Genomic DNA, 14,578 nt, shown 5'->3' on the forward strand with positions numbered 1-14,578 from the left:
TTATTTATTTTTAAAAGTTAATGTAAATATAGTTCCTTTATTGACTTCACTTTCAATATTAATTGTTCCTCCCATAGTTTCAACTTGAGATTTTACTAAATAGAGCCCTAATCCTTTGCTGTCCGGATAATTATGAAATCTCTGGTAAAGGCCAAAAACTTTATCTCTGTTTCTTTCCAGATCGATGCCTATTCCGTTGTCTTTGAAAATTAATACAATTGTGTCGTCAATTTCGCTAGTTGTGATTGTTATTTTTAGTTTTCTATTTTCGGATTTGTATTTTATAGCGTTGGTTAATAGGTTTAGTAAAATGCTTTCTATATACGCTTTATTGATGTTGATAATTGAAACTTTTTCAAAATTAATTTTTATAATGGGTTTGTATAATTCAATTTGAAAGTTGAGTTGATTGAACACATTTTCAAAAATATCTTGAAGAAGTACTGCTTCTTTTTTGATTGATGGATTGTCTTTGATAATGATTACTTTGACTAAGTCATTAATGGTTTCGTTTAATAAATGCGTAGATTTATTGAAGCCATATAAAATTTCTTTTAACTCTGGATTATCAATAGGAATGTCTTCGATTAAGTTCAAAAGTCCTGTCAAATTTGATAATGGAGCCCTAAGGTTGTGTGAAGTAATGTACGAAAACTGTTTTAGATCTTTGTTGTTTTGTGTTAGCTCTCGAATAAGCTGTTCTTTTTCCTTTTCTTGTTTTTTTTCATCAGTGATGTCTCTCTGGATGGAGATCCAATGTGAAAGTTCGTTATCAGTATTGTATATTGGTATCATGGAGAAGCGTACCCAGTATTCTTTTTTGTTTTTTGTATAGCTGATGGTTTCAATAATGCACTCTTCTTTATTTTGTATAGCGGCTATCAGTTTTTTTAATTCCTCGTAATCTGAATTGGGACTATTAAAAAGTTCTGGAGATTTTCCTATACTTTCTTCGGAATTGTATCCTGACATGATTGAAAAAGCCGGGTTTACGTAGGTGATATTTGGGATATTTCCGTCGATCGAATTGGCTTCGGTGATGATGATGGAATCTTTTGATTGAATAATAACAGTCTCTAGCAATTTTAGTCTTTGTTCTTCTTCTTTTTGTTTTGTGATGTCTTGAATGGCTCCAATCATTCTAACGGCTTTCCCATTTTCATCTTTCAAGAGAAAACCTCTGTCAAGAACATACTTATAGGAATCGTTAGCGCATTTAAAACGGTATTGATCTTGCCAGTTTTCGGTTTTTTGTTCGATAAAAGAGTAGAGTTTGACAGACATTTTAATACTGTCCTCGGGGTGAATTTTATCAAACCACCATTTTGAACTATTACCAACTTCGTATTCTTTATAACCAAAAACAGTTTCAATACCTTTGTTCCAAGAAAAGCTGTCTTCTTGTATTTTCCAATCCCAAATAGTATCACTTGTCGCTTTTGCTACAATATGGTATTGTTCATTCGATTCCTTTATTTCATCATTTGTGTTTTTCAGCTTTTCAAAAATGGATATGTTTCGAGTGTCATTTTTTGATAAAATGAGTTTGAAAATTATTCCGGTTAAAAATATGAATAAGATGTCTTTTGTGAAAGTGTAAAATTGGTGGTTTGAATCAGAAATAAAAGGTTGTAATAATTTATGACTAATGGTTGCTACAAACATTGAAATTACAATGTAAATGATAATTATTTGATTGGTTTTACTTTTCATTACTCAAATATAAATAATTATTTGTGAATTATTAAACAACATAATAACTTATTTTTCGTGATTTTTTTAAAGACCTATTTCTGTGTCTAATGCGTTAAGAATATGTAAACTATTACATAAATATTTTTTATATCAAAATAAAGTGTACCTTTGCACCCATTAAAAATCACAGATGGAATCTATTAGAAACATTGCAATTATTGCCCACGTCGATCACGGTAAAACAACTTTGGTTGATAAAATTATGTATCACTGTCAGTTATTTCGCGATAACGAAAATACAGGTGACTTAATCCTTGACAACAACGACTTAGAGCGTGAAAGAGGTATTACCATTACTTCAAAGAATGTTTCTGTAGTATACAAAGGAACAAAAATCAACATTATTGATACTCCTGGTCACGCCGATTTTGGTGGAGAGGTAGAGCGTGTATTGAATATGGCTGATGGTGTTTGTCTACTAGTAGATGCATTTGAAGGGCCTATGCCACAAACTCGTTTTGTATTACAGAAAGCACTAGACCTTGGTTTGAAACCATGCGTTGTTATTAATAAAGTAGATAAAGAAAACTGTACTCCTGAAGAAGTGCATGAAAAAGTTTTTGACTTAATGTTCGAATTAGGAGCAGAAGAGTGGCAGTTGGATTTTCCAACAGTTTACGGATCAGCTAAGAACAATTGGATGTCTGATCATTGGGAAAACGTAACTGATAATGTGGAAGCATTATTAGATATGGTTATTGCTAATGTACCGGCTCCTAAAGTATCAGAAGGAACTCCTCAAATGTTGATTACTTCATTAGACTTCTCTGCTTTTACAGGTCGTATCGCTATTGGTCGTTTAGAAAGAGGTGTTTTGAAAGAAGGAATGCAGATTTCTTTGTGCAAAAGAGATGGTGTAATCATGAAATCACGTATTAAAGAATTACATACTTTTGAAGGATTAGGTCGTAAAAAAGTGCAAGAAGTAATTGCTGGAGATATTTGTGCAATTATTGGAGTTGAAGGTTTTGAAATTGGGGATACTATCGCTGATTTTGAAAATCCGGAAGCCTTACAAACAATTACTATTGATGAGCCAACGATGAGTATGTTATTTACCATCAATGACTCTCCTTTCTTTGGGAAAGAAGGTAAGTTTGTAACTTCTCGTCATATCAGAGACAGGTTGAATAAAGAATTGGAAAAAAACTTAGCGATGAAATTGGGTGAAACTGATTCAGCGGATAAGTTCATGGTTTTTGGTCGTGGAGTACTTCACTTGTCTGTTCTTATTGAAACAATGAGAAGAGAAGGGTATGAGTTACAAATTGGGCAACCACAAGTTATCATCAAAGAAATTGACGGTAAAAAATGTGAGCCAATTGAGGAATTGACAATCGACTTACCAGAGAATTTGTCTGGAAGAGCGGTAGAGTTTGTTTCTTTCCGTAAAGGAGAAATGTTGAGTATGGAAACTAAAGGGGAGCGTATGATCATAAAATTCAATATCCCGTCTCGTGGAATCATTGGATTGCGTAACCTATTGCTTACTGCTACAGCTGGTGAGGCTATTATGGCACACCGTTTTATAGGATATGAGCCTTACAAAGGAGAAATTTCTGGACGTAACAAAGGGTCATTGATTTCTATGGAAAAAGGAAAAGCGATTCCTTACTCTATCGATAAATTGCAAGATCGTGGTAGATTCTTCGTTAATCCTAATGATGAAATTTACGAAGGTCAAGTAATTGGAGAAAACTCCCGTAGCGATGATATGTGTGTCAACGTAACTAAAGAGAAAAAACAATCTAACGTTCGTTCATCAGGAAATGATGATAAGGCTAGAATTATTCCTCCAGTTATTTTCTCTCTTGAAGAAGCTTTAGAGTACATTCAAAAAGATGAATATGTTGAGGTAACTCCAAAATCGATTCGTTTGAGAAAAATATATTTGACAGAAACGGATAGAAAAAGATTTAAAATCTAATTTTATTTTTATAAAACTGAAAAGCCATTCGTTGATTCGAATGGCTTTTTTTTGGTGTTTAGATCCCTTTTATTGGTTTTAATTCGCTGTTTGCTACACAATTTTAATGGCCTCTTGTGAGGTATAAATGTCAGTTGTTTTTTTGCGGCACATTTTAACTATGACGGTATTGTACCATAAAATTTAGATTAATTGATATTCATAAATAATATTATCCGGGATTTGCATGAGGGATAGCAGCAAGCTACCGAAGTAGCGCGGATAGCCCGACAGCATAAATAGAAAGGGCTAATTCCGCATAATGATAAGTAGGCCTTTTCTATTTATGGTGGCATGCCCTATTAATTGTTTTATCGTTTCAAACTAAAATGACCTTTAGCTTCTCTTCCATCAGCTAATTTTATGGTATACCAATAATCATCAGAGGGTAATGGCTGCCCTGTAAAAGTACCGTCCCAGCCTTGACTGGAAGCTGTAATTTGTTTTAGTAATTTGCCGTATCTATCATAAATATAGATGGTAGAATTTGCATTAAAATCAGCATTTACTCCTTTTACATTCCAATAATCATTTTGGCCGTCTCCATTTGGAGTGAAAAATTTAGGTACGCCAATTAAGGCTATTTTTTGGCTCACTGTTCCACAACCATTTTTGTCATTGATGTATACTTCATGAATTCCAGCTGGTACATAATCAAAGAAATTTGAATCTTGAAAAGGTCCAAATGGTTCGTCAAGACTGTATTCATAAATTCCTTTTCCGGATACATTAACGGTTACCGTATTTGTATCTGCTAAATCAATTACATCAATGCTGGTAATACTAGCAATATCAGAAGCTGTAACTTTTATAGTTCGAATTCTAGAACATCCTGAAACTATTCTTACTTCTACAGTGTAGTTTCCTTCTTGATTTACATCTAGCGTGTAGTTGTTCTCATTTGGTAGAAGAACGTTATCTTTAAACCATTTATAGGTGTAGTCAGTAGTTGGGGATCCATCTTGAATCCCTGCATTTAGTGTTACAAAAAAAGTAGGAAGGTTCGAACAGACCAATTCGTTTTCTGATCCATCAGAATTTAAGTTTATAGGTGGTAAACTATTTACAATGAAAGGTAAAATAATTGAAGCTTTACAGGTTGAGTTAGCAGTATTCTCCACAACGGCTGTAATGTTTTGGGTGCTGCTAATGAAAGGATTTGGCAACGGACTAGATAATGAAGCTCCATTTGCATCAAAATATTTGACAACCATTCCTGTTTGATTTCCTAAAATCGTATTCTGAAAAGTACTCGTATTAAAACCAAACTTACCATCTTGTAACAAAGGATCTATTTCATCATCACATACGGTTGTTAAATTTACAGTTACTTGGAAAGCTTCTGGAAGATCATCCACTGTGAATGTTATCAAAGTTTCGTCAAAACATTTTAAAGTTGAATTATTAGTAACAATTGCTTTTATCGTTTGTGTGCCTGTAGTATAGGTTGAAGGAAATGGGCTTGATATCGAATTGTTGTTTTGATCAAAATAAGTAACAGTAACATTAGTTTGTCCTTGTTTTAAATCAGATTCTAATGTAGCTGTATTAAAAGTATATTTTCCATCTTGGTTGTCATCACATTGTCTTGGGATAGTCACAGCGTAGGCAAATGGAAGTTTTTCAACTGTGAGTGATACGTATGGTCCCAAGCCATAACAAGCGTTATCTGTATCACTGTCTACGCGTCCCCAAATTTCTTGAGTGTTTATGTAACCAATATTTCTGTAATTAGATATATTGGTGATTGCATTTATTTCTGCTAATGCATCGGATTGATTGCGATAAAATGTTATTGTATAATTTCCCGCGGGTAATAAATTTTTTATATCTGTTTCTGCACTGCTAAAGTCAAAAGTACTTACACCATCTCTTTTATCATTGTTTGCATTGTTATTGCCGTTTATGTCTAATAAATCATCACATTGCACGAACTTTCTTTTGAATGTACTTGGAATTTGTGTTGCTAAAACTTTTAGGGTCAATTCAGCTACACTAAAACAACCATTAGAATTAAGTACTCTTGCATATACTTTCATAATTCTAGGTGTTGTATTCGTAAAAGCCTTAGGCGTACTAATTAACTCTGAAGCGTTTGCCGTTGTAGCACCTAAAAATGAAGTGTAGTAAGAAAAGGTTTCATTTGCAAAATTGCTTGAAATCTCATCATTTTTAACCGTTAGAGTAAATGTGGTTACCTCATCTAAATCATCGTCACATTGAATAATCGTTGCATTATTTACTGTTGGTAACGTATATACAATTAAAGTAGTGTCATTTGAAAGTAAGCCACAACTGTTTCCAATTTTATCTAATTTTACACGATATTTATATCCATTCATTGTGGTTTTTACATTGGTAACAGTCAATGAATTTGTAGTTACTCCAGAATATGTTGCGTCATCAGTAATATTAGTCCAAATGGTTCCATTAGTGGATACTTGCCATTGATAGGTGTTTCCGCCATTATCAGCTAGAGTAATTACTGCATTTTGTAGTTCACAAGTTGGCGAAACTGTTGGTTGTGTTGTTATAGTTATAGGAGCAGCGGTCGTATAATTACTATTTGGTGTAGTATATCCTAAGCCGCTTATTACTTGACCATTTGTATTTACTGAAACTGGATTATTGCCCAATACTCCGTCATTGTTTGGGTCTAAGAATCCGGCTTCGATGACATCATTGCATAAATCACCATCAGCATCTAAATCACGATAATTTCTGATTCCATCTGAATCAAGGTCATTACCTGTTTCTATTGAATCTAAAATCCCATCATTGTCACTGTCTAAATCTAAATAATCAGCGACACTATCGAGATCGGTATCAATAGGAGTAAGTCCTGGCTCAAACGCATTATCAATTCCGTTTTTATTGGTATCGGTATTTGTTGGTACTACAGTAGCATTTATTTGTGCTTCAATGGTATCTGCAATTCCATCATTATCGCTATCACTGTCTAATTGATCCGCAATTCCGTCATTATCGGAGTATTTAGGAACGCAAACAGCGTTTACTGTTAATGTGGATTTATTGGAATTAGTATCCGATAAATTTTTATGAGTGAAACTAATTGAGTTCGATAAATAGGTTAAAAACTGAAATGTGCCTGTACCTGCTGCCAATGGAGTGATGCTGTTTAATCTAAATCTGATTTCAAATGAAGAATGCTGTTTTACCCCACTTTCATAGATGCCATCATAATTAGTATCAATTAACAATTGATCATTTGGATTAAGTACAGTAATGGTTTTGTTTACATCTGAATTTACTATATATTCAGCATCAGCATTCAGCAAGTCAGTTGCATTTGCGGTAATAGGATATTTCATTTCGAGACTGATTGGCTGAGCAAAAGTCATTTTATAACTAACAAAGTTTCCTTTTCCTGCTGGTACCTCAGTAATAAAACTACCATTAGAACTTCCTATAAAAGGAGTTGTAATTGCAGCCGATGATGTAGTAATTGTTCCAGTAAATGAATTGGAGTAAAGACCAACAGTTACAGTTCCATTTGAAGGATTGGAGATGTCTATAACTTGATTTCCATAAGATTCAGTGCAATTTGTTATGCCGTCTTTGTCATTATCAAGATCGATATTGTCATTTACGGTGTCAAGATCTACATCTGTTTCGCAAGTACTAACAGGAATTAAATCAGATAAAACGGGAGGGGCACTACATCCTGAAATGCTTCCGCGAACTTGATAATAACCTGGTTGTGTAGGCGTATAAGAATTGCTGTTCGTATTGGGTATAGCCTCGTTATTAAAATACCATTCAAAGCTATCATAAGAGGAAATAGAACTTACTTTTAGAACAACATTTGGAATACAATTCGAGCTTGTTACTGCAATATTATCACTTACAATTTCAGGTTTTGTATCAAAGCCGGAATAGTACCCACCATAAGTTGCTGCGCTATTAGAACCAAAGTAAGAAACATAAACTTGTTTAGTTGAAAACACACTAATATCACCTGTTAAGCCTGTTACAGTATAGGTTTCATAAAGTACGTTTCCAATTACGTCCTTTGGGCTAACGCCTATAGGTTGCCTAACACCGTTTATTGCAATTTCAACTGTTGCACCTTTTTCAGTGACGATGTTTAAACCACTATTTGTTGTAAAAGTTCTTGTCCCAATCCGTTCAATTGATGGAATATTATCTACAATATTTGGTGTTGAACAGTTTAAAGGTGGTACAAAAAACATTTCTTGATTTGCTTGACTAAAACCGCCAACACTTTGGTAAGCAAACACTTTTTTGGAGGTATTAACATACAAGCTTCCGTTGGCAGAATAATCGTTGCCATCCAGAATAATATATTGTCCGGCATTTAAAGGTGTTGCATTAAATGGGGTAGTATTCCCATTAATATAGACATTAGTGTTGTCCTCATGAATAACTAATAAGGGCCGTTCTGTAATACTTGAACCAAATCCACGAACAAAAATATATTCATTTCCGATAATATTTGCGGGAACTATTTGATCAAAACCCAAATCTAAATTTCCATTTATATTACCATTTGTGCCTCCATAAGAACCACAATTCATTACAATTGGCTTATTCGATTTTACTAATGCGCCAATTAATCCGTCTTTGTTGGCAATACTGTTGTCTTCTGTGGCTAAAACATAACTCTGACCTCTGTTTAATGTTACGCTTGGAGGAGTGTTTCCAACTCCAATATTTCCAACTAAAGTTACTCCTGGTTTGATACTGCTAAAATCAACTACAGTATTGTTCTCAGTTGCTAATATAGACAAGAAAGTATATCTAAATGTAGCACTATTTGTAGTGGCAGTGTTCACGAAAGCACCAACTCTAAATTCCTGACCAATGGCAGAAATTCCTTTAGAAACCAATGACCCTGACTGATTGTATCCTCCCGCTAGTACCCTCGCAGCAACATATATTAAGCTTTCAGCTTCAATAATAAATCCTTTATTATTTAACGGGATGTTTAGTAAACTTGGATCTACATGCAATTGACTGCTGGTGTCAAATCCTATATTGTACTCACGGGGTGCACTTTTGGAGACTGTAACTTCGGTAATACCAACGCCAATAGCGTTAATTTTTACTTTTACTGGCGTACTACTTGGAGTTGAAATATATAAAAATTGATCTTGGGCTGCTATTTGATCAGAGCCGGATAAAGGCGGAATATAATGTGTTTTACTGAATTGTGCGAAACAGCCAATTGATAAAAAAGTGAAGAAAATAAGTAAAGTTTTTTTCATGTGTTAAAAATAACAAAATTTATATTATCTTCTTACTGAAAAATCGCCTTTTATTACTTTGCCAGTATCAAATTCCAGCTTTTCACTGACTTTTGCAGATTGGATTCCTTTGATTTTGCAAACCAACTTTAAGTTTTCCTTAGCCGTCATGTAGGGATAAAAGTTAGGTCTTTCAATAATGGTACCCACTTTTTTCAAGGCTTCATGAGTTTCCATTGTCCCGCCAAAAGCGGTATACACTGGAGGTTTTATTGACCACATTCAGCGCAATTCCTAAAGTAGTTGATTTCCCGCTGCCGTTAGGACCTAGAATCCCGTATACATTACCTTTTTGTATTTCGAAAGAAACGTTTTTTAAAGCTTGAAGTGTGCCATAACGTTTGTGGAGATTTTTAATAAAGAGTATCGTTTCCAAAGGGGTCATCTTTATAATTTTATATAGGACGAATAAGGTATGATTTTGGTACTCTAAAATTCATATTAGTTTATTTCTTCGATTAATTTACGTAATAAATCTAATTTTTGTGCCGTAATAGGTTTGTCGATATAGTCTTTTACTACACGGTATTTTTTTGTCTTTTCAATATCATTAGGGTCAATTGAGGATGTCATGATGAAAATTATAATTTTTTTTTCTAAGGCTATCAGCAAAAATTCATCTAAAAATTGCCAACCATCCATGACCGGCATATTTAAATCTAATAAAATAGTGTCCGGCAGGTTTTCATTAGTATCAAAACAATGTTTTAATTTATCTAAGGCTAATTGGGGATTATGAAAAGATTCAATTTCGTCACAAAACTTATTTTTAGAAATGAGAATGCTCATCAATTTTACATTTAATTTATCATCGTCAATGATGTATGTTAATTTATTCTTCATATAAATAAATTTTAAAATTAGAACCTTGCCCCACTTCACTTTCTACTTCAATTTTTCCACCCATGGCTTCCAGCTGGTTTTTGGTTAAGAATAATCCAATTCCTTTCGCGTCTTCATTGCCGTGAAACGTTTTGTACATACCAAAAAGCTTGTGACCATTTTTTTCTAAATCTAATCCCAAACCATTATCTTTGAAATTGATAATGCTGTAATTGTCTTTAGCTTCGTAGCTAATTTCTAAAGTTGCAGTTCTATGGGGGGATTTATATTTAATTGCATTGGTAAATAAGTTAAGTAATATGCTGTCTAAATAAGCGGGGATAGCATTTACAATCAAATGGTCAGGAATGGTGTGAGTAATTACTATTTGACTCTCTTTGATGGCCTGACTCAAAGCCATTCTTGTTTTTTCAATTTCTTGCCTTAAGCGAATTCCTTTCTTTTCAATATTTATTTTTTGCTGAATGGTTATAATCTCATTCAAATATTCAATTGTTTCAGAGAGTTTCTGGGTGCCTTCTTTGAATAAATCAAAATAAGATAGTTTTTCAGTAATATCATCGGTATGATCTATCACATCAATTACCATAGATAGATTGCTGGTGTGGGAGCGGATGTTGTGGGAAACAATATGCGTGAAATTGTATAATTTATTATTTTGACTGTTGGTAATATCCAATAATTTTTTTAACTCTAATTCTTTTTCAATTCTTGAGGTTACATTTCGACCTACGCCTATGAAATGAATAAAGGTATTATGGCTGTCAAATACCGTTGTTATATTAAGTTCAAACCAATATTTTTCTTTGTTTTTAGTGTAATTAAGAATGGTGATTTTTATACTTTCCTGATTCTGAATTGCCTTTCGCAGGAATTCGCAGGCTTGTTCATCCGTTTCTGGACCTTTAGAGGCATAGCCGGGTTTTTGGCCTATTACTTCTTCCATTTTCAACCCTGTAAGGTCTAAATAAGCCTGATTTGCCCATACTGCTTCACCGTTAGGATTTGCAATTACAATGGTGTCTGTAGTTTCGGAGGCTGCTAGGGAAAGCAAACTCATTTTTGCTTCAACATTTTTTCTTTCGCTGATATCTCTGACAAAACAGACTAAATAGGTAATGTTGTCCACCATAAATTTTTTGCCTGAAGCAATTTCAACAGCAATTGATTTTCCAGATTTGGTCCTTAAGGATGTTTCGTTGACAGTATATTCATTCTTTGTTAAATTGTATTTCAAGAAAAAACGAAGCTCTTTTCTAAATGTCATAGGAAACAGTTTCGAATGGTGTATTCCTTTGATTTCCGAATCATAATATCCGGTAAGTTCGGTGGATCTGGAATTACAGTCTGTAATAATACCATTAGAGGTATCTATAATTAGGATGGCATCATTGGCACTGGAAAAAACAGAAGAGAATTTTTCAACACTGAGCTGAAGTTCATTGATTAGATTTTGCTCCTTTGTAATGTCTTGAAAAGTACCTAGTAGAGATACTGCTTTTCCATCAATCACATCGACTTGACAAATGCATTCTACATATTTGATATTGTTTTTTGCGGTCGTAATCTCAAATTTATCACTAAATGGAATCCCGTGGTTTATTGCACTATTAATAAGAACTTTGATTCGGTCTCTATTCTCACCCATGGTGTAAAAATTAATTCCATTCCCAATTATGGGTTCATAATTTTCAGGAACTTCTAGAATACATTTCGTAACCGCATCCCAAAAAATGTGATTCGTTTGCAGGTCCATTTTCCATATTCCAATCTTAGCTGATTGAGCCGCCCTGAAATAAAGTTCTAGTTTGTTCTTCATCAGTAGGTTTTAAATAGTTAAAGAGTCTTGGAGACTACCAAATATAAAGGTTATTTTTTTTTGTATCAAATATTTTTAACATAAAATGATGGTTTTGCTATTTATATCTTATTTTATTGTCTAGTCAGTATTTATTTTATGAAAAAAAATGAGAATTTATTAAAATATCTTTTAGAAACTAATCGCAAGCAACGCCTTAATTTATCGTAATTTTGTATTAAATTTTTTTTTCAATGAGTGAGCCAGTAATGCTTTTTAAAAAACCATCCTATCCTGTAAATAAATCACTTTTAGAATACTTGGGACGGTTTGATCGCTTGTCAAAAGTTTCTATTTTTTACGATGACTTATTGCGTTTTTCCGGATCAATAACGGTCTATGATAAAAATGACCAGGATACGTTATGGATACGGGTATACTACAATGATTTTGAGCGAGAAGAAATTGATTTGAATCTAAAAAAAATCTATTCACTACTCCATTCTGACGGTAATCTGGGGATTATCAAATTCTTGAATGTGGATTCCATTGATTACTGCACTTTTGGAAATTCAAAACCTTTTCGAATAAAAGTCAGGAACATACTGAATGATAATTACACCCATTTTTATATTAAAAAAGCAGATGCTTCTCGTATTTACGGACTGGAGTTAGAGCATATTCTTTCTCCGGACAAAATAAATTTTTTAGTATATGAAGACACTTTAATAGAAGAGCATATTATGGGGATTCCTGGTGATGTGTTTATGAAAACACTGCTCATTGATTGCACCGAAACCGAAAAAGCGCAAATAGCCAAAGAATTTGTCAAGTTCAATGAACGCTGTATGATTAGATTATTAGGGGATATGCGTTCCTATAATTATGTAATTGTGCCCACCCATGATTTTGATCAAGTGGTCTATAAAATACGTGCTATTGATTTTGATCAGCAATGCTACGAAGGAAACTTCAAAGTGTACCGCCCTCAGTTTTTTAAAGAAAATTACCCCATGGTAAAATTAGTTAAAGAAAAGCTTCAAAACAGTTCCATAGAGCAATATAAGGATGAAGAAAGAGCCGTTTTAGCCAAAAGAATCCTTTCTGCCGAAAACAGGATCAAGCGGTTGTTGAAAATTATGCGCGAGGACGTAATTGCTCCCGAGGCACATATTGAACAATTGCGATTAGAGCTTTATCGGTACACCAATGATTTGAATTTTAAAAGTGCAAAATCAATGGGCGGTATCATGAGTGCAGCTTTTCATTTTATTACCAGAAATTTCAAAACCAGTACTTTATTCAAAACAAAAGTATAAATTTCCTTGTTTTTCAGTTGAATCACGGTATTGCTGTGTTTTAAAAAAATTACCTAGTTTAAACTGGAAAACGCTCGATTTTTAGGAGTAATGCTTTGGCATAATTGGCGTGACAATCTACGTTGGCACCCGCAATTTCTTCCAAGGCTTCGATAAGCTTATGAAATGAAATCAAGGTTTTAAACGGACTTTCTTTGAAAAATGGATGCGCCATTTTTGGTAGTTTTTAAGAACCGTAAATTTACAAGGTTGGTTTTTGCATTTATTTCTAAAAAAAAATCTCCAATTACACTTTCGTAATTGGAGATTGATATCATTATTGGTGCTTTAAACGGCAATAGAACACTGTAAACTTAAACTAGCTCTTCTCTTCTTTGTTGAAATAAACGAGATAGTAATACATTTGTTTTTCCTCGTCCCATCCTTTTTCAACATATTTTTCAGCACTTTCAGGATTGATAAAATCCATTTTAATTTGGATATGTGTGTCTAAATTAATGATGTTTTTGATTGATTTTCTAGCATCAGAAACTGCTGCATTTGCAATAGGAAAAGAAGTAACATCTTCAATACTGTATTTTTCTCCTTTGTCCATTTTGTAGTTCTTGAATTCAGGAATAAGGTCTGGATTGTCTAAAACTTCGTTCAGGAAATTAGTTTCTTCAAACTGATCATTTTTGGCAAAATAGTTCACGGAACGGTTCATGAACATTACTTCTTCTTTCTTGTCCTCGGCTGGGAAAACAACATCCTTAGCAAAGTTCTGACAAAATTTTAAATACTTTTTAGTGATAAAGTTTTCATCCTCAAAAGCATCTACTGATAAGAAATGCTCTAGCCAGTATCTGGCATCGTAGCGGTTGCTGTCAACAGTCAGGATTTTGTACCCTTCCTCTTTTTTATAATTAAAAATGATGCAGCCTTTATCTAACTTGTTTAAACTCACACCTTGTTGCAAAATCATCTCTAAATGGGTTGCTTTTTCTTCAAACTGCAAGAAATCTGCTTGTATTTCACTTTTGAAAATCCCTATCGCATCCACGACATTATTATCAATACTTACGTTAGATAAATATGTAACGTACACTTCGCCATTCTTGATATGCGGATGATTGGATTGCTCAAATAAGTGGGTTGTGATTTTTTTAGAAATCTCATGAACGCTGCTTGGATTGTCAAAAACTTCTGTTGCAAACTTGAACATATCATTGTAATCCAAATCAATTTCATGGGCAAACTGAAAATAGTTTTCTTCTTTTTCTCTAAAGGCTTTAAAGAAAAATTCTTTCATCAAGGGAACAATTTCATCATTTAAATTAAAGGGCTGCTCTGATAAAAAAATGGCTTCGTTTCTGCTTTTATTACCCACTCTATGAATGGATAAGTTCTCGATGTGTGTGTTATATAAGTTGATCATGTTTTTTATAAGATTTCCTCCCCTCAGTCCCTTCCTAAGGAGGGGTAGATGAGACGTAATTTTGTATTTGTTAATTTTTTTTATAATTGTCTGGAATCATACCTAACAAAGAAAGCCACGTAAAAAAATGTTCATTGGGTATCAATACGGACATTCATTTTATTTTTATATGGTTAGTCGCCCTCACCTTTG

At 33.6% G+C, this 14,578-nt stretch carries 8 protein-coding genes and 1 pseudogene; 2 read left to right on the forward strand and 7 right to left on the reverse strand.

From position 1 onward, the window contains the following. Positions 1–1,713, reverse strand: a complete 1,713-nt coding sequence (locus EKL95_RS07860) for a PAS domain S-box protein (protein ID WP_126554394.1) — start codon at positions 1,711–1,713, stop codon at positions 1–3. A 172-nt stretch (positions 1,714–1,885) separates the two neighbouring features. Here EKL95_RS07860 and typA point away from each other — a divergent pair, with 172 nt between their 5' ends. Further along, positions 1,886–3,682 (forward strand): translational GTPase TypA, encoded by a 1,797-nt coding sequence (gene typA / locus EKL95_RS07865; protein ID WP_126456299.1) that lies wholly within the window; start codon positions 1,886–1,888, stop codon positions 3,680–3,682. A gap of 350 nt (positions 3,683–4,032) precedes the next feature. Here typA and EKL95_RS07870 read toward each other — a convergent pair whose 3' ends face one another. The 4 genes and pseudogenes from EKL95_RS07870 to EKL95_RS07885 all read right to left on the reverse strand — a co-directional run bounded on the left by EKL95_RS07870 (position 4,033) and on the right by EKL95_RS07885 (position 11,671). Beyond that, positions 4,033–8,970 carry a T9SS type B sorting domain-containing protein gene (locus tag EKL95_RS07870; protein ID WP_126563918.1) on the reverse strand — a complete coding sequence of 1,646 codons (4,938 nt, stop codon included), beginning with the start codon at positions 8,968–8,970 and terminating at the stop codon, positions 4,033–4,035. A 72-nt stretch (positions 8,971–9,042) separates the two neighbouring features. After that, positions 9,043–9,385: pseudogene (locus EKL95_RS07875) on the reverse strand (ATP-binding cassette domain-containing protein); the annotation flags it as partial. Between the two features lie 65 nt (positions 9,386–9,450). Beyond that, positions 9,451–9,852: a response regulator gene (locus tag EKL95_RS07880; RefSeq protein ID WP_126460394.1), complete on the reverse strand. Its 402-nt coding sequence runs from the start codon at positions 9,850–9,852 to the stop codon at positions 9,451–9,453. Continuing rightward, positions 9,842–11,671, reverse strand: a complete 1,830-nt coding sequence (locus EKL95_RS07885; protein ID WP_126563919.1) for a PAS domain-containing sensor histidine kinase — start codon at positions 11,669–11,671, stop codon at positions 9,842–9,844. Before EKL95_RS07885 ends, EKL95_RS07880 begins: the two co-directional genes overlap by 11 nt. Positions 11,672–11,904: 233 nt before the next feature. Between EKL95_RS07885 and EKL95_RS07890 the strand changes: the two genes are divergently transcribed. Further along, on the forward strand, positions 11,905–12,969 hold the full coding sequence (locus tag EKL95_RS07890) for a hypothetical protein (RefSeq protein WP_126460400.1): 1,065 nt from the start codon (positions 11,905–11,907) through the stop codon (positions 12,967–12,969). Positions 12,970–13,027: 58 nt separating this feature from the next. On the opposite strand, the gene EKL95_RS14915 is transcribed toward EKL95_RS07890, so the two are convergent. Both EKL95_RS14915 and EKL95_RS07895 read right to left on the reverse strand, forming a co-directional pair. Continuing rightward, positions 13,028–13,183: a hypothetical protein gene (locus EKL95_RS14915; protein WP_158614849.1), complete on the reverse strand. Its 156-nt coding sequence runs from the start codon at positions 13,181–13,183 to the stop codon at positions 13,028–13,030. 144 nt (positions 13,184–13,327) lie between these two features. Further along, on the reverse strand, positions 13,328–14,386 hold the full coding sequence (locus EKL95_RS07895) for a nucleoid-associated protein (RefSeq protein WP_126563920.1): 1,059 nt from the start codon (positions 14,384–14,386) through the stop codon (positions 13,328–13,330). Positions 14,387–14,578: the final 192 nt, after the last annotated feature.

Origin of the sequence: Flavobacterium sp. LB2P53 (assembly GCF_003970305.1) — a bacterium.
In the GTDB taxonomy this organism is placed as follows: Bacteria; Bacteroidota; Bacteroidia; order Flavobacteriales; family Flavobacteriaceae; genus Flavobacterium.